The sequence below is a fragment of the Phytobacter sp. V91 genome, assembly GCF_965644225.1.
Taxonomy (GTDB): domain Bacteria; phylum Pseudomonadota; class Gammaproteobacteria; order Enterobacterales; family Enterobacteriaceae; genus CBFFRJ01.
The window spans coordinates 1-17,443 of the sequence record NZ_CBFFRJ010000011.1 but is presented as its reverse complement, the minus strand read 5'-3'; the positions used below and the strand labels follow the sequence as shown (position 1 = coordinate 17,443).

Sequence of the window (17,443 nt, the reverse complement as noted above, 5' to 3'; positions counted from 1 at the left end):
AACGCACCCGGCCAACAAAATCCCTGCAGCCTCGCGTCAGATTATGCCAGACGGCAGGCATCCGCTTCCCAACGATAGCCGACGCCATAGACAGCGCGGATAAACGACTGTTCTTCATCCAGGGTTTCTAATTTGCGCCGCAGATTTTTAATATGGCTGTCGATAGTACGATCGGTCACGACCCGGTAATCGTCGTACAGGTTGTTGAGTAGTTGTTCGCGGGAAAAAACTTTCCCTGGTTCGCAGGAGAGGGTTTTCAGCAGGCGAAACTCCGCGGGCGTCAGGTCCAGAGGCTGATTGTGCCAGGTAGCCTGGAAGCGGTTCTCATCGACAATCAGCGGGCTTTCATCGTCCAGAGCCTGAAGCACACGCTGGGGCTTACAGCGGCGCAAAATGGTTTTCACCCGCGCCACCACTTCACGTGGGCTGTAGGGTTTACAGATATAGTCGTCAGCCCCGATTTCCAGTCCCAGCAGGCGGTCAATCTCTTCGATTTTGGCGGTCACCATAATGACAGGCAGATTGGAGAAACGGCGGATCTCCCGGCACAGGGTCAACCCGTCAGTACCGGGTAACATCAGATCCAGCAGGATCATATCCGGTGGCGTCTGGCGCACATAAGAGAGCACCTGATCGCCATGATTGATAAGCGTCGGCGCATAGCTTGCCGCCCGCAGATAATCAATTAACAGCTGCCCGAGTTTAGGTTCATCTTCCACAATCAGAATGCGTGGCGTGTTTTCATCAATCGGTAATTCGTTCATACGCTTCTCGCTATCTCTCTTTCCAGCGGCAGTTTTACTGTAATGCTAACCCCACCAAATGGCGAATGTGCCGCACTGACGTTACCGCCGTGGGCGCTGACTATATTCATACAAATTGCCAGGCCTAATCCTGAGCCGCCGCTGGCACGGTTGCGTGACCCTTCGGTACGATAGAAGCGTTCGAAGAGTCGGCTTAGCTGGAGTTCGGTGACGCCGGGCGCGCTGTCGGCAAAATCCAGCGCCAGGTTGTCTCCCGCAATATGTCCGGAAATATGCAGGCTGCCGCCGCTGTCGGTGTAGCGCAGGCTGTTTTCCAGTAAGTTATTAAATAACTGCATCAGGCGATCCGGATCGCCAAAAACCACCGCCTGTTCTGGCAACGCCACGCTTATCGTCAGCTGGCGCGCGGCAAAGCGCTCGCGGAATGCGCCAGCAGCCACCTCCAGCAGTGACACCACCTCCACCGGAGATTTCTGGTAGGCCAGCGCCCCCTCATCTGACATCGACAGCTGGTGCAGGTCGTTGACAAGCTTGGTCAGTGTACCGACTTCCGCCTGTAAAGAGGCGACCGATTCCGGGGTAAACTGGCGTACGCCGTCCTGGATGGCCTCCAGCTCGCCGCGCAGTACCGCCAGCGGCGTGCGCAGCTCATGGGAGATATCAGCCATAAAATCGCGGCGCATTTGCTGGTTACGCTCAAGGGTACTGGCGAGCTGGTTAAAGTCCTGTGCCAGTTTACCCAGTTCATCCGCGCTGCGGGTGCTTACGCGGGTAGAGAAATCGCCCGCGGCCAGCTTATGCGTGCCTTCAACCAGACGTTTGACCGGGGCCAGCAGGCCGCGGGCCAGCGGAAAGGTTGCCAGCGCCGCCAGCAGGGTGGCAAGGGCAACGATCAGCCAGCTGGTACGACGCTGCTGCCGATCAAAATTAATATCGGTATTACGCGTCAGGCGTTCAACCGGGGAGGCAATGATCCAGCCGACATCGACGCCGTTCACCGTCACGGCCCGGCGGGTACCGTCCGGAGGAACCGGGCCCCGTGGGCCAACCAGCACATCGCCAGCGGCGTCGGTCACCCAGAACTGGGTGCGCCAGCCATGGGGCGGCATGCCGTTGCCCGGCTCCGGCGGTGGACCTGGCGGACCCGGCGGCGGTTCACGGTCGTCATCCTGTTCGTTGCGTTCATTTTCACGATCGAACGAGCGCAGGATCTGGAAAATAAAGCGGTCGTTATTACGTAAAAAACGCCAGCTTCCCTGTTGGGCATACTGCTCGCTCAGCGCATCACTCAGCAATTGCAGGCGCTGCTCATTGCCGCGTTTGATGTAGTCGATAAACCCGCGTTCAAAGCTGATCCGCACCGCCCAGTGCATGGTGACCAGTAGCACGATGCAGGTGGCGAAGATCGCGAGAAAGAGTTTGGCGGTGATACCTGGACGCCATAGTTTCATGAGTGGCTCCTGTTGCGCCGGGAGATGACTACATTCTGGCTGTCATCATTTGGCACCCGGGCAAAAATAAAGGCAGGCAGCGCGATAATCACGGCCATGCAGAGGTAAGCGTAAATAAAGACATGGTGGGCAACACCGCTGTCTGCGGCTAAATGTGACTGGCCGAACATTCCCAGCAACAGCCCGGCGACGGTCACGCCGATACTCATCGACAGTTGCATGATCATCGACAATAAGCTGTTGCCGCTGCTTGCCAGTTCATCGGGCAGATCTTTTAGCGTCAGGGTGTTCATGGAGGAAAAGCGCATGGCGTTGATCATCCCCTGGCAGAAAAGCACCAGCGGCAGTAAATATAACCAGCCCATCAGCGCTGTTGCCATAAACAACAGGCAAATCAGCGCCAGGCCTAGCGTGGAGCCGACCAGCGCCCGCCGGTAGCCGAAACGGTTGACCACCTGCACCACAATCCGTTTCATGCCCATGCTGCCCAGCACCATGGGTATCATCATCAGCCCGGCGTGGAAGGGGGAAAAGCCCATGCCAATTTGCAGGAACACCGGCGTCATAAAGGGCAGCATACCGCTGCCAATGCGTCCGGCAAAACTGCCGAACAGGCCCAGCGAAAAGGAGGATGTCCGGAACAGGTGCAGATTAAACAGCGCGCCGCTGTTCCCCTTCGCATGCAGGAGATAACCGACAAGCGCCAGTACGCCGATCCCCACCAGCGCGCTTAACATCAGGGGCGAAATACCCAGGCCTTTGTGTCCATCGAGGGCCAGCGTCAGGGTTGCCATGCCCACGGCCAGAAGCACGAATCCGGGGATATCGAAACGTCGGGTTTGCAGCTTGTAGTTCGGCATCAGCCACAGCGTGGTGATAGCGCCGACGATACCGACGGGGAGGTTTATCAGGAAAATCCAGTGCCAGGAGGCGTATTCCACCAGAATGCCGCCCAGCGCCGGACCCAGCAGCGGCCCGACCTGGCCTGGCAGGGTCACGAAGGTCATGGCCGCCATATACTGCGCGCGCGGGACGATTTTCATCACCGTCAGGCGGCCAACCGGCACCATCATGGCGCCGCCAACGCCCTGCAGCACGCGCGCCATGATCAGTTCATCAAGGGTATTCGCCCGGGCGCAAAACAGTGAACCCAGGGTAAAAAGCACTATCGCGGTGAAGAAGATATTGCGCACGCCCACTCTGTCCGCCAGCCAGCCGCTGGCGGGGAGCATGACGGCGACAGTCAACACGTAAGAGACGACCACCATATGCATATGCAATGGGCTTTCGCCGAGGCTCCTTGCCATTGAGGGCAGGGCGGTGTTGACGATAGTGGTGTCCAGCGACTGCATAAAGAAGCCGAAAGCAACGATCCACAATTGCCAGCGCACTTTGTCAGGGAGTTCTGTCACTCTGTTAAAGGCTCTCTGCTGTTACGCGCAAATCGACTGCGCAGACGATCGAAGAACAGATATACCACCGGCGTGGTGTAGAGCGTCAGTAACTGACTCATCACCAGTCCACCGACGATGGTTATACCAAGCGGCTGGCGCAGTTCAGAACCGTCACCGCCGGAAATCACCAACGGCAACGCGCCAAACAGTGCGGCCAGGGTGGTCATCATTATCGGTCTGAATCGCAACAGGCAGGCCTGGAAGATGGCTTCTTCTGCGGGCAGATTGCCTTTGCGCTGGGCGTCGATGGCGAAATCCACCATCATTATGGCGTTCTTCTTGACGATGCCTATCAGTAGCATAATGCCAATCAGCGCAATCAGACTAAATGGCGCGCCAAAAATCTCCAGCGCCAGCAACGCGCCCACACCGGCCGAGGGCAGTGTGGAGAGAATGGTCAGCGGGTGAACATAGCTTTCGTAGAGGATCCCCAGCACGATGTAGACCGTCGCGATGGCCGCCAGAATCAGGATGACCTGCGAGTTCATGGTCTCCTGGAACACCTGTGCGGTACCGGCAAAGCTGCCGCGGACCGACGACGGGACGCCAAGCTGGGTCATGGTACGGTTAATGGCGTCACTGACCTCGGAGAGCGATACCCCGGTGGGCAGGTTAAAGGCGATGGTCGATGCCGCAGACAACCCCTGATGGTTAACCGACAGCGGCGCGTTAGCCGGTAGCCAGTGGGCGAACCCGGAGAGCGGAATGGGTTTGTCGTCGCTGTTAATGACAAACATCTTGTCCAGCGCGCTGATGTCCTGGGTGTAGCGTGGATCCACTTCCATCACCACTTTGTACTGATTAAGCGGCTGATAGATGGTGGAAATCTGCCGTTGGCCAAAGGCGTTATTCAGTAAACTGTTTGCGTCCTGCACGCTGATCCCCAGCCGCGACATCGTCTCACGATCGTAAACCAGGTTCATTTCTGCGCCATTGTCCTGGCTGTCGGAGTTGACGTCCGCCAGCTCCGGCAGGGAAGCCAGCGCTTTACGGATTTTCGGCTCCCATTCGCGCAGATCGCTAAGGGAGTCTGACAGCAGCGCAAACTGGTAGCTGGCGTTGGCTTGTCTGCCGCCGACGCGAATATCCTGCACCGCCATTAAGAACAGGTTGGCCCCCGGCTCTTTTGCCAGCTTGCCGCGCAGGCGGTCAATAATCTGCTGGGCGGTTTCATGGCGCACATCCCGTGGTTTGAGGGTGATAAACATCATGCCGCTGTTAACCCGTGAACCGCCGGTAAAGCCGGTGACGTTATCCACCGCCGGATCGTCGCGGATAATCTTCATAAAATCTTGCAGTTTCACCCGCATCGCCTGGAATGAAATGCTCTGGTCGGCCTGAATTCCGCCCATCAGCACCCCGGTATCCTGCTCCGGGAAAAAGGTTTTGGGGATGGTGATGTACATCCAGACGTTGAGCGCAATAGTGGCAATCAGCACCAGTCCCACCAGTCGGGCGTGTTTCAGCGCCCATTTTAGCGACCGTGCATAGGATTGCTGTAAGCCGACCAGCAGCCGTCCAATACCTCTGTTGCGCGTTGGTTGATGGGCTTTTTGCCGCTTGAGCATCCAGCCGCACATCATCGGGGTCAGGGTTAACGAAATGACCAGCGAAATGCCAATAGCCACCGAGAGGGTGACCGCAAACTCCCGCAGCAGACGCCCCGGCAGACCGGCCATCAGCAGCAATGGCAGGAAGACGGCCACCAGCGACAGGCTCATGGACAGCACCGTGAAACCGACTTCGCGCGTGCCTTGCAGCGCCGCCTGCAGGGGCTTCATGCCTGCTTCCAGATGGCGGGAAATGTTCTCCAGCACCACAATGGCGTCATCGACCACAAAGCCGGTGGCGATGGTCAGCGCCATCAGCGACAGATTATTAAGGCTGAAGCCACACAGGTACATGGCGGCGAACGTACCGATCAGCGAAACCGGGACGGCCACCGCCGGGATGAGGGTTGCGCGCCCGGAGCGTAAAAACAGGAACACCACCAGAATCACCAGCGCGACGGAGATAATCAGCGTCTGCTCTACCTCTTCCAGAGAGGCGCGTATGGTCGGGGAGCGATCCTGAGCAATTTGCAAATCTATGGCGGCAGGAATGCTCTTTTGCAGCTCGGGCAGGCGGGCGCGAATGCTGTCCACAGTCTGAATAATGTTGGCTTCCGGCAGTTTGCGGATCATCAGCAAAATCGCCGGTCTGGCATTGGTCATCCCGGCGTTACGTACATCCTGGACTGAGTCGGTCACGCTTGCGACATCGCTCAGGCGCACCGCGGCACCGTTCTTATAGTGGACTATCAGCGGCTGATATTCAGCGGCGGTTTTCAGTTCGTCGTTGGTCTGCACCTGCCAGCGATGGGCATCATCTTCAACGGCTCCCTGCGGACGCCGGACGTTGGCATTGCTGATGGCGGTGCGCACCGCATCGAGCGAAACGCCCTGGTTAAACAGGGCCTGCGGGTTCAGCCCTACGCGAACGGCAGGCAGTGAACTCCCGCCAATACTCACATCACCCACGCCATCAATCTGGGCGATGGTCTGCGCCAGTTGGGTTGAGGCAAAATCGTACAGTTGCCCCTGAGAATAGGTGTCTGAGGTGAGCGTCAGGATCATTATCGGCGAATCTGACGGGTTGGCCTTGCGATAGGTTGGTCGGCTTGGCATGCCGCTGGGCAACAGGCTTTGGGCGGCATTCAGTGCGGCCTGCACGTCACGGGCGGCACCATTGATGTCCCGGTCAAAACTGAACTCAAGAATAATCCGGGTGCTGCCCAGAGAGCTGGTGGAGGTCATTTCGTTGACCGCGGCAATACGCCCCAGCGAGCGCTCCAGCGGGGTGGCAACGGATGATGCCATCGTTTCCGGCGATGCCCCTGGCAGCGAGGCGCTGATCATAATCACCGGGAAGTCCACCTGCGGCAGCGGGGCGACCGGCAGCAAGCGGAAGCCCAGGATACCGCAGAGGGTGATGGCAATGGAGATCAGGATCGTTGCCACCGGGCGGTAAATGAAGAGAGCGAAAAACTTCACTTACGCCTCCTCTTCACGCTTTGGAAAACGGCTGCGGATGTACAGCCCAAGGCGATCGAAGAGCAGGTAGATAACCGGCGTGGTAAACAGGGTCAACACCTGGCTTACCAGTAAGCCGCCAACCATCCCTATACCCAACGGACGACGCAACTCGGCGCCCACCCCGGTGCTGAGCATTAACGGCAGCGCGCCTAACAGGGCGGCGAGGGTGGTCATCAGAATCGGGCGAAAACGCAGCAGACAGGCCTGATAAATGGCATCACGCGGCGACATTCCCTCTTCGCGCTCGGCGGCAAGAGCAAAGTCGATCATCATGATGGCGTTTTTCTTGACGATCCCGATTAGCAAAATGATGCCGATAATGGCAATAACATCCAGTTCACTGCCCGCCAGCAGTAACGCCATTAAGGCCCCCACGCCTGCGGTAGGCAGGGTGGACAGAATGGTTATCGGGTGAATAAAGCTCTCATACAGCACGCCGAGCACGATATACATCGCCACCACGGCGGCCACGATCAGCCAGAAGGTGCTCCCCAGCGCCGCCTGGAAGGCGAGGGTGCTCCCCTGGAACTGGGTGGTGATATCGGTCGGCAGATTGAGGTTTTTCTCACTGTCGAGAATGGACTGCACCGCTTCACCGAGGGAGTAGCCACTGGCCACGTTAAAAGAGATGGTGGTGGAGGGGAACTGATCCAGGTGGTTAATCGACAGCGGCGAGAAGCGCTGTTCAACGCTTGCAATCGCGCTTAACGGCACAATGCCGCCGTCGCTGCTGGTCAGGCGAATGGTGTTCAATGCGTCAAGGCCTGCGGCGTTGGTGGTGTCGTGCTCCAGTACCACCCGATACTGATTCGCCTGGGTATAAATGGTCGAGATCAGGCGCTGGCCAAATGCGTTGTACAGCGCGTTGTCGACATCAGACATGCTGATCCCAAGACGGCTGGCGCTGTCCCGGTCAACCTTCACGTACGCTGTCAGCCCTTTGTCCTGCCAGTCGCTGCTGACGTCGGAGAGCTGCGGCAGGGTCTGGAGCTCCGTCATTAACTGCGGCACCCAGGTGCTGAGAGCATCAAGTGAGGTGGCCTGCAACGTGAACTGGTACTGGGTGCGGCTGACGGTGGTATCAATGGTCAGATCCTGAGTCGGCTGTAAATAGAGCGCCGCGCCTGGGACTTTCCCGGCCGCCTGTTGCAAACGTTCAACGATGGCCTGTACCCGATCGTCACGCTGGGCAAGGGGCTTGAGATTGATTTGCAGGCGCGCGCTGTTCAGCGCCGGATTGGTGCCGTCCACACCGACAAAGGTGGTCAGACTCTGCACCGCAGGGTCCTGCATAATAATGCCGGCTATCTGTTGCTGGCGCTGGGCCATGCTGGCAAACGAGGCCGATTGCGGAGCCTGCAAGGTGCCCTGAATGATGCCGTTGTCCTGCACCGGGAAGAAGCCTTTGGGAATAAACACCCACAGCATGACTGACAGCAGGAGCGTACCGATGGCGACGCTCAGCGTCAGCCACGGATGATTGAGCACTCTGGCGAGCAGGCGGCCATAGGCGGCAATCACCCGTTCAATAAACCGTTCAGAGGCGCGTGAGAATCGGTTCTGCTTACGCAGGAACTCGGCGCTGAGCATCCGCGCGCACATCATTGGCGTGAGCGTCAGGGAGACGACTGCCGAAATCAAAATCGCTACCGCCAGGGTGACGGCAAACTCCCGGAACAGGCGACCGACGATATCGCCCATAAACAGCAGCGGGATCAGCACGGCAATCAGCGAGAACGTCAGGGAGATAATGGTAAAACCGATTTCCCCGGCCCCTTTCAGCGCCGCAGCGAGGGGTTTTTCGCCTTTTTCGATGTAACGGGAGATGTTTTCGATAACCACAATCGCATCATCCACCACAAAACCGGTGGCAATGGTCAGCGCCATCAGGGTCAGGTTATTGACCGAGAAATCAAGAAACACCATCACCGCGAAGGTGCCCACCAGCGACAGCGGTACCGCGACGCCAGGAATGATGGTCGCCGGGATATTACGCAAGAACAGATAGATGATCATCACCACCAGCGCGATAGCCAGCATCAGTTCATACTGGGTATCGGTGACGGAAGCGCGAATATTGGTGGTGCGGTCGGACAGGACCTTCACCTCAACGGATTTTGGCAGGCTCTCGGTCAACTGGGGCAACATATTACGGATGCTGTCGGCGGTGTCGATGATATTGGCGCCAGGCTGGCGCTGGACGTTCATCACAATCGCCTGCTGCTGATTGGCCCAGGCACCCAGCCAGCTGTTTTCAGCGCCTTGCTCAATGGTGGCGACATCCCCCAGACGGATGGGCGCGCCGTTCTGATAGGCCACAATCAACTGGCGATACTCATCGACCGACTGCATTTGATCATTGGCTGAGAGCGTTACTGCCCGGGTCGGGCCGTCAAGGCTGCCTTTGGCAGAGTTCACGTTAGCGCTGCTGATGGCAGTACGAATGGTTTCGCTGGTCAGCCCAAGGGCGGCAATCGCCTGCGCATTGAGTTTGACGCGCACCGCCGGGCGTTGCCCACCGGCGAGGGTCACCAGACCGACCCCTGACACCTGGGAGATTTTTTGCGCCACACGGGTTTCCACCATATCTTCCACCTGGGTCATCGGCATGGCGGTGGAGGTGACGGCGAGGGTCATAATAGGCGGATCCGCCGGGTTCACTTTGCTGTAAACCGGTGGGTTAGGCAGATCGGTGGGCAACAGGCTGTTGGCGGCATTGATCGCCGCCTGGACCTCCTGCTCGGCAACATCCAGCGGCAGGGTCAACTGGAATTGCAGCGTGACCACCGATGCGCCGCCGGAGCTTTGGGAAGACATCTGCTTCAGGCCTGACATCTGGCCAAACTGACGCTCAAGGGGAGCGGTGATCGCCGATGTCACGACATCCGGGCTGGCGCCGGGATGGAGTGTTACCACCTGAATGGTCGGATAGTCCACTTCCGGCAGGGCCGATACCGGCAGGAAGCGGTAGCCGATGATCCCGGCAAGTAAAATCGCCACCATCATTAACGTGGTGGCGACCGGACGCATGATAAACAGGCGCGATGGCCCGCCGGTCCTGCCTGGCGGTAGCAACTGCATCAGGACTGCGCTCCTTTTGCCGGATGTTCACGTTTGGCTGGCATCTGGTCTGCGCTTTTCGCGTCCACCACTTCCACTTTCGCGCCATCGGTCAGACGATCGATCCCGTCTGTAATCACCCGGTCACCGGCGGAGAGTCCGGCTGCAATCACCACTTTCTGGCTGTCCTGGATCCCCGTTGTCACCTTATGTTTGCTGACCTGACTTTTCTCATTCAGCACCCAGACGAAGTTGCCTTCATTGCCCATTTGCAGCGCAGCAGAAGGGATAACCACGGCGTCCTGCTGGGTGGAGACCAGCATACGCGCATTGACGAACTGGTTCGGGAACAGACCGTCGTCCTGGTTTTCAAACCGCGCTTTAAGCTTGATGGTGCTGGTGGTGGCATCAATCTGGTTATCGAGGCTCAACAATGTGCCGGTGCTGAGCTTCTGCTTGTTGGTGCGATCCCAGGCCTCGACATTCAGCGGTTGCCCGGATTTTTGTGCCTGCACCACGGTGGCGATGTCGCTTTCCGGCAGGGTGAAGACGAGGTCAATCGGATGCGTTTGCGTCAGCACGACAATGCCGGTGGTGTCGCCGCTGGAGATTTGATTACCCACATCCACCTGTTTTAAGCCAACCCGACCGTCAACAGGGGCGGTGATGCGGCTCCAGTCCAGCTGGAGTTGAGCGCTGGCGACCGAGGCTTCATCAGCTTTGATTGTGCCTTCCGTCTCATTGACCAGCGCCTGCTGGGCATCCATTTCCTGGCGCGAGACGAGATTGGTTTTAACCAGTTGCTGATAACGGCCCAGATCGCGTCGGGCATTGGCCAGCGTCGCTTTGTCTTTCGCCAGTTGTCCCTGCGCCTGGGCGAGGGTCACTTTAAACTGGCTGGGGTCAATCTCAGCCAGCAGGTCACCGGCTTTCACCTGCTGACCCTCTTTGAAATGAATCGCCAGCAATTGACCATCGACGCGGCTACGGACGGTGACGGTATTGGCGGCCGTCACCGTGCCCAACCCGGAAAGATAGCGAGGAACCGATTCCTGGGTGGCCGTTGCTGCCTGCACGGGGGGCAATGCGCCGCGCATACCATGACGACCGCCACCCGGGCCGCCGGGGCCTGGGCGTTGATTTTGTCCATGAGTGGATGTGGTGGTGTCAGTCTTCTGGCGAAATCCGTACCAGACAGCGGCAATACCCACAATTACGACTGCTGCTACCGCTATCACCAGGCGGGAACTCTTTCTGCCTTTCATCGTTCTTCGTATCTCGTCCTGAAACAATTGCCTGAATAATACTAGTTTAGTGAGCGCAGGCGTCAGAAAAATGGAGAGAATATGAAGTACTGTCGGGAAACGTCTGGCGTTTAAATGGTTTCACGAGGCGGCTCGTAAAGCAAATCACTGACCATCGGCAAAACCATCAGAAGTGTTAACGTCGGGGCGTTTAGCAAGGGGTTAAACACAGGAAAGCCCCACCTGACGATGGGGCTTTGTAGAAGGAAAGGGTTATGATGAAGTTAGTCATCATACTGGTGATACTCTTAGTTATTAGCTTACCGGCTTACTAAGACGCCAGAGGGGGGAGAAATCCTCCCTTACCCTTGTCCCTCAACATAGGTCGAAAAACAGGCGAAGTCAATTGTCGGTATCCCGCCATTGAGCGCGGGTCGCAGTAATATTTTCTTCAAAATTAATCGCCTTAAATGTCACTTAACGCAAATTCTTCTGCCAGTGAGGTTACAACTGTTAACGAAATACTACCTGCGCCCAGCGTGCCAGACCTGCGGTGACCGAGCCGAAATCATCGCCACCGGCAATCGGAATGCCCGGTAATGCCTGAGCCAGCGCTTTTTTAATGATCGGTGAACGCGCGCTGCCCCCGGTAAGGTAAATCACTTCCGGCGTTGTTTCGCTGTTCTCCAGCGCCAGCTGCACTTGCTCAAGAATACGGCGCAGCGGTTGATCCAGCGCCGTTTCGAGGCCTTGCTGATCGATGGCGGTTGTCAGAGATTCACTGATAAACGGCAGTTGCGCCTGGGTCTGCAACTGGTCGGAGAGGGCGATTTTGCTCTCTTCGGCACTGCGTACCAGACGGTAGCCAAGACGCTGTTTCCAGACCTTCAGCAGCAAGGCCACTTTGTCTGCATCGCGGGCGTCGCGCAGCATATCGTTAAGCTGGCGGCCATTGGCGGTACTGTAAAAATCAGTCTGCGCGGGCACGTCGTTAATGGCGATCGCGTTCCACCATGGCAGCACCGGCAGGGCAATCCCTTTTTCCGTCTGCCCGCCCATGCCCAGCAGCGGCATCAGGTTTTTAAAAGCCAGAGCGATATCAAGATCGTTACCGCCCACGCGGCAACCACTGTGTCCGAGCAGGCTGCTTTCGCGATCCTGCCTGTCATGCCATTTTGGCCCCATCAGCAGGAGCGAGCAGTCGGTAGTCCCGCCGCCGATATCCACCACCAGCACGCGTTTTTCTTCTGAGAGGGTGGCTTCAAAATCGAGACCTGCGGCAACCGGCTCATACTGAAAGACTACGTCACGAAAACCGGCGCGTCTGGCCGCACGTTCAAGGATCCCTTGCGCCTGAGCGTTAGCATCATTGCCGCCGAGGCCCTGGAAGTTAATCGGGCGACCAATAACCGCCTGATCAATCACGTCCGGCAACTGTGACTCTGCCTGCTTACGGATATGCAGCATCATGGCGCACACCAGGTCTTCAAAAAGGGCAATTTGCTGGGGTTTCAGGCCGCTGGCGCCGAGGAACGACTTGGGCGATTTAACGAAGTAGACCTCCTGAGGATCTTCGACGTACTGACGCAGTGAGTTCAGCCCGAACTGGATGCTGCTGGCCTGAACATCGATATCTTCTTCGCGATTAAAACTGACCGCCCGGCGCAGCAGAGCCTGGGTTTCAGCGCCCGTCGCCGGGACTTCGTGGTGGCGATAGAGCCATTCACTGACCGCTTCGCGCGTCGGCGCGCAGAGCATTGATGGCAGCAAAGTGCTGTTATTTTCCATTTTCAGCAGCGACGGTTTACCGTCCTGCATCACCGCGACTGAACAGTTGGCGGTACCATAATCAAAGCCTACAAACACGTGTAATCCCCATGCCAGTGAAGAAGGGGGGCGACTTTAACGGAATGCGCCAGACAGAACAACCGGAATATCAAAGCAAAGCGGAAATACACAAACCACGATATGCTGAGGGGCGAAAACAACAGGAGTTAATATGTACACACTGCGCTGGCAGCCGCCCTATGACTGGCCCTGGATGCTGGGTTTTTTACGCGCGCGTGCGGTAGACGGCGTCGAGATCATTACTGATACCAGCTATACCCGCTCGTTTGCCCTCGGCGAACACCGGGGCATACTGCGCGCCGAACCCATGGAAGCCACGGGTACGCTGAACGTCACGCTGAGCGAGGGGCTGCAACCGGTGGCTGACGATTGCTTACGCCTGTTGAGTGGTCTGTTTGATCTGAACTGTAACCCGCAGGTTTTGAGTCAGGCGCTGGGCGATTTGGGGGCTGCTCGCCCTGGTCTGCGCTTGCCTGGCTGTATGTCGCCTTTTGAGCAGGCCGTCCGGGCGATATTAGGCCAGCTGGTGAGCGTGGCGATGGCGGCGAAACTGACCTCGCGGGTGGCGGAACTCTGCGGCGAACGGCTGGATGCGCAGTTTGTACTGTTCCCGCAACCTGAACAGCTGGCACAGGCTGACCCCATGGCGCTAAAAGCGCTGGGCATGCCGCTTAAACGGGCTGAATCACTGATTCTTGTTGCGCGTTCGGTTCTGGACGGGCGTTTTCCGCTCACATTACCAGCGGACATTGCGGCAGGGGTGAAGACATTAATGACCTTTGCGGGGATTGGTCGCTGGACGGCAAATTACTTTGCCCTGCGCGGCTGGCAGGCGAAGGATGTTTTCCTGCCGGACGATTATCTGATTAAGCAGCGTTTTGCCGGGATGACCCCCGCGCAGACCCGGCGCTATGCTGAGCGCTGGCAGCCCTGGCGTTCCTATGCATTGCTGCATATCTGGTATACCGAAGGCTGGCAGCCCGCTGATGACGTCTGAAGAGCAACGTCGTTTAGTTGATGGCGAAATAGCTGGTGCTCAGCATCATATCCAGCGGCTGCGGCTGGGAGATGGTGTCGCCGTAGATTAAATCGATGCCAATACCTGACAGGGTATCCATCATCAATGGCTGGTTGGTTGGCCCGGCAATACTCTTAAGCCCCAGACGCTGGGCATGGCCCTGAATAATGGTCACCATCATTTCATCCATCAGACTGCCATGGACATTGGTGACCAGCTCAGGCGCCAGCAAAATATAGTCAGCGGTGTGAGGCGTCAGCTGGTTAAAGAGATCCAGGTCGTGACCGACATGGCTCAGAATGATGCGGCAGCCGGCATGGCGCAGTTTTTTCAGGTTATCGCTGATGGTTTTGCCTTCGCGCTGCAACGCGTCAGACTGGATAATAAGATGCAACAGGCGACCCGGCAGCGGGCCATGTTCAAGTAAATCGAGGATTTCAGCCACCAGCGACGTACTGGCAAGCCCTGCGGAGGAAAGGGGGAGCGCAATGCCCAGTCCTTTACCAGCGACCGCGGTGGCATGATTCCGGAAGAATTCATGGAACACGCGATGATCGAGGGCGCGGATAAGCTCAGGCTCATTGAGGCTGGCACGAAACGCGTTTTCTTCCATGACCTCCCCTTCGCTGGTCCACAGACGCAGGTTGAGCAACCAGAAATTGCAGGCCTCGGGTACGCGTGGAGAGGCGACGCCACGGGCAATCATCAGCAGGTGGTTGTCTTGAATCATGTGCCGCTGCTCTTCCTGCGACATCATGCTGCGTTCATGGTGCATCGTACCCTGCTGCGGCTCGTACACGGTGACCATGCCACGACCGTTGTTCTTGGAGGCATAACAGGCGATATCCGCCTGGGACATGACTTCCGATCCCTGGTGGTTGGTCTCATCTATAATCGTGATCCCGGCGCTGGCGCCTATGCGGTGCAAACGGCCTTCCCACATAAAGTGATGATCGTTGATGGCCTGGATAATGCGTCCGGAAATATAGCGCGCGCTTTCGACGTTACAGTCCGGCAGTAACAGACCGAATTCGTCACCGCCCAGACGGGCGAGAATGTCGGTGGAGCGCAGCATACTTAGCATCAGGGATGATATTTCCCTTAGCAGCGAGTCCCCGGCAGCATGCCCGGCGGTATCGTTCACCGCTTTAAAGCGATCAAGGTCAATAAAGATCAGGGCATGGCGCTGGTGCAGCTCCTGCACGGTTTGCAGCAGGCGCTTGAGATGGGTTTCGAAACTCACCCGGTTGGCCAGATGCGTCAGGGCATCGTGCGAGGCGCTGTAGCTTAGCTGACGCAGCATTTTCCGCGATTCGGTCACATCCTGAATGACCAGTACTGAACCGATATTCTGCCCGTCAAGGGTGCTCAGCGGGGTAATGCTGTAATGGATATCGTAGCTGCCGCCAGTGCGGCAGTGCAGGACCACATCCTGCTCGATGGCAGAGCGCGACATATCGCCGCTATGGATGTTTTCCATCGCCGGGCCGTTATCACCGAAGGTAATGCGCAGCACCGTCAGCAGGGCCTGTCCAATGGCCTGCTCCTGCGACCAGCCGCTCATTTTCTCCGCCACCGGGTTCATAAAACTGACGTTCATATTGACGTCGGTACAGAGTACCGCTTCCCCGATGGAGTCGAGGGTAATATGCAGACGCTCTTTTTCCTGAAACAGCGCTTCGTTCAGCTGTTTCACTTCGGTCATGTCCATGTTGACGCCGAGCAGGCGCTCAACTTCCCCATAGCGATTTAACACTCGGTTGGCCAGGGTGCGAATATGGCGCACGCCGTCCTGGACGTTAATACGAAATTCCAGCTTAAACGCAATCCGTGAGACCAGGGAATCACGGATGATACGCTCTGTTTCTGCCCGGTCTTCCGGCAGAATGCGGTCATACCACATCTGCCAGGTGGGCTTAATGTGCGAGGGGACTTCGTACAGTTCGAACATGCGTTTGTCCCAACTGATGATATCCGGCTCCAGTTCCCACTCCCAGATGCCAATACCGCCGGCTTCGTTTGCCAGGGTGATGCGTTCCATCAGGCGTTTATTGACCCATTCAGTCTGTTTGAGGTCGTTAATGTCCTCCACCTGGGCAATAAAATAGCGTGGAGTGCCGTCGGCATGACGGACCACCGAAACGGCGAGCAAGGCCCATACCAGGTCGCCATTACGGGTGTAATAGCGTTTTTCCATGGAGTAACTGTTGATCTCGCCGCGAACCAGTTGCTCCAGCTGATCGAGATCTTTGTGCAAATCTTCCGGCCAGGTGAGCTGCTGGAAGGTCATTAAGCGCAGCTCATCCTGGCTGTAACCGAGGAAATTACACAGCGCTTTATTGGCCTGTAACCACTGGCCCTCGGTACCGACCAGCGCCATACCGATAGCGGAATATTCCATTGCATTGCGAAAGCGCTCTTCGCTTTCAGTGATGTGTTTGCGCTCAGAACGAAATGCATACATCACCATCGTCATGATATTGGCGGGCAGCAAAATCATTAAGAAGGGGAGCCAGGGAGCGTTGAGCATGGCGCCGGTTTTCGGGATGGCGCTAACCGACGGGTTTGTCGCCATAACCAGCGATACCATCATGACCGTCACCAGGAAAATCAGAAAGGCTTCCATTCGCGGCAGGCGAATAGCGCTCCACATCAGCAAAACAATCACCGCGGTAAATGGCCACGGCAGGTAGATCATCGCCAGCCAGCTCAGCGCTAAGGTAATCGCCAGCGTCACCAGCGTTTCAAATAACAGCTGCGGTTTACGATGGCGCAACAGGTAGTGCGGTTTAAACAGCAGACCGATTGGGACCAGCGCCAGCGCACCGATGGATTCAGAGAGCACCCAGACCAGGAAAGTGCGCACAATATTATCTGATCCAACTAGCAGACAGACCAGTACGCCTCCCAGCAGAGGCGGAATTAACGCACTCCCTATGGCCAGTTTGACCCAGTCATTGAGGTTTTGCAGCGGGTTATACCAGGGAAGCAGTTTGCGCAGCAGTATCGCGCCTGTTACTGCCTCAACAATATTAATCAGGGTATACCACAGGTTGATGCTGGCAAAGGAGAACAAAAATCCCCAGGCAATCAGGCTGCCTGCCGAGCATACGGCGGCAATACCTGGCCACATTCGTCCTGCATGACGATAGAAAGCCACCATCATCAGGGCGGTCGGGAACCACAGCGGCGCGAGGACAGTTCCGAATCGAGTCAGCTCAAGGGAGAATAAGGTAAAGATGAACGACAGCAGCCCCAGGCTGATGAGACGTAGCAGAGGGTATGGAGTGGTAATCAAAACTCGCTGGTGTTGTTTCTTCATTACCGCTTAGTCCGCCGACTCCTGAACCGTCGGGAACCGAGTCCGGACGAATGAAAGATGAATTCGGGTTATGCTAGTACAAACAATTTACAATTCCTATGCTGTCTGCTCAGAATTTGACATCATAAGGATATTAATTAAGTCCGGTAAACCCCCGGCTTTGCCGGGGGACTCCGAAAGGTTTGACCTTTAAGTCAGTCGCGCGAAT

At 57.1% G+C, this 17,443-nt stretch carries 10 protein-coding genes; 2 read left to right on the top strand and 8 right to left on the bottom strand.

Annotation, left to right across the window (positions count from 1 at the left end):
• Window positions 1–41 precede the first annotated feature (41 nt).
• From baeR to ACSZO4_RS03665, 6 genes are read right to left on the bottom strand one after another with little or no spacing between them, the layout of a single operon-like run.
• Window positions 42–764, bottom strand: coding sequence for a two-component system response regulator BaeR (gene baeR / locus ACSZO4_RS03690; RefSeq protein WP_437887501.1), 723 nt, complete (start codon window positions 762–764; stop codon window positions 42–44).
• Window positions 761–2,215 (bottom strand): two-component system sensor histidine kinase BaeS, encoded by a 1,455-nt coding sequence (gene baeS, locus ACSZO4_RS03685; RefSeq protein WP_437887500.1) that lies wholly within the window; start codon window positions 2,213–2,215, stop codon window positions 761–763. The genes baeR and baeS overlap by 4 nt, the downstream gene beginning before the upstream one ends.
• Window positions 2,212–3,627 carry an MFS transporter gene (locus ACSZO4_RS03680; protein WP_437887499.1) on the bottom strand — a complete coding sequence of 472 codons (1,416 nt, stop codon included), beginning with the start codon at window positions 3,625–3,627 and terminating at the stop codon, window positions 2,212–2,214. Before ACSZO4_RS03680 ends, baeS begins: the two co-directional genes overlap by 4 nt.
• Window positions 3,624–6,701: a multidrug efflux RND transporter permease subunit MdtC gene (gene mdtC / locus ACSZO4_RS03675; RefSeq protein WP_437887498.1), complete on the bottom strand. Its 3,078-nt coding sequence runs from the start codon at window positions 6,699–6,701 to the stop codon at window positions 3,624–3,626. The genes ACSZO4_RS03680 and mdtC overlap by 4 nt, the downstream gene beginning before the upstream one ends.
• Window positions 6,702–9,824, bottom strand: a complete 3,123-nt coding sequence (locus tag ACSZO4_RS03670; protein ID WP_437887497.1) for an MdtB/MuxB family multidrug efflux RND transporter permease subunit — start codon at window positions 9,822–9,824, stop codon at window positions 6,702–6,704.
• A complete protein-coding gene (locus ACSZO4_RS03665) occupies window positions 9,824–11,068 on the bottom strand; it encodes an MdtA/MuxA family multidrug efflux RND transporter periplasmic adaptor subunit (protein ID WP_437887496.1) in 1,245 nt (414 codons plus the stop codon). Before ACSZO4_RS03665 ends, ACSZO4_RS03670 begins: the two co-directional genes overlap by 1 nt.
• 254 nt (window positions 11,069–11,322) lie before the next feature.
• Here ACSZO4_RS03665 and ACSZO4_RS03660 point away from each other — a divergent pair, with 254 nt between their 5' ends.
• Window positions 11,323–11,382, top strand: a complete 60-nt coding sequence (locus ACSZO4_RS03660; protein ID WP_108418456.1) for a type I toxin-antitoxin system Ibs family toxin — start codon at window positions 11,323–11,325, stop codon at window positions 11,380–11,382.
• Between the two features lie 178 nt (window positions 11,383–11,560).
• Here the strand turns inward: ACSZO4_RS03660 and yegD are convergent, their stop codons facing one another.
• Window positions 11,561–12,913, bottom strand: a complete 1,353-nt coding sequence (gene yegD / locus ACSZO4_RS03655; protein WP_437887495.1) for a molecular chaperone — start codon at window positions 12,911–12,913, stop codon at window positions 11,561–11,563.
• A gap of 133 nt (window positions 12,914–13,046) precedes the next feature.
• Here yegD and alkA point away from each other — a divergent pair, with 133 nt between their 5' ends.
• On the top strand, window positions 13,047–13,892 hold the full coding sequence (alkA, locus tag ACSZO4_RS03650) for a DNA-3-methyladenine glycosylase 2 (RefSeq protein WP_437887494.1): 846 nt from the start codon (window positions 13,047–13,049) through the stop codon (window positions 13,890–13,892).
• A gap of 13 nt (window positions 13,893–13,905) precedes the next feature.
• Here the strand turns inward: alkA and ACSZO4_RS03645 are convergent, their stop codons facing one another.
• Window positions 13,906–17,235: a diguanylate cyclase gene (locus ACSZO4_RS03645; protein WP_437887493.1), complete on the bottom strand. Its 3,330-nt coding sequence runs from the start codon at window positions 17,233–17,235 to the stop codon at window positions 13,906–13,908.
• Between the last annotated feature and the right edge of the window lie 208 nt (window positions 17,236–17,443).

Coding starts and splice junctions, on each gene's coding strand:
- baeR (WP_437887501.1), bottom strand. CDS start 764: ATGAACGAATTACCGATTGATGAAAACACGCCACGCATTCTGATTGTG.
- baeS (WP_437887500.1), bottom strand. CDS start 2,215: ATGAAACTATGGCGTCCAGGTATCACCGCCAAACTCTTTCTCGCGATC.
- ACSZO4_RS03670 (WP_437887497.1), bottom strand. CDS start 9,824: ATGCAGTTGCTACCGCCAGGCAGGACCGGCGGGCCATCGCGCCTGTTT.
- ACSZO4_RS03665 (WP_437887496.1), bottom strand. CDS start 11,068: ATGAAAGGCAGAAAGAGTTCCCGCCTGGTGATAGCGGTAGCAGCAGTC.
- alkA (WP_437887494.1), top strand. CDS start 13,047: ATGTACACACTGCGCTGGCAGCCGCCCTATGACTGGCCCTGGATGCTG.
- ACSZO4_RS03645 (WP_437887493.1), bottom strand. CDS start 17,235: ATGAAGAAACAACACCAGCGAGTTTTGATTACCACTCCATACCCTCTG.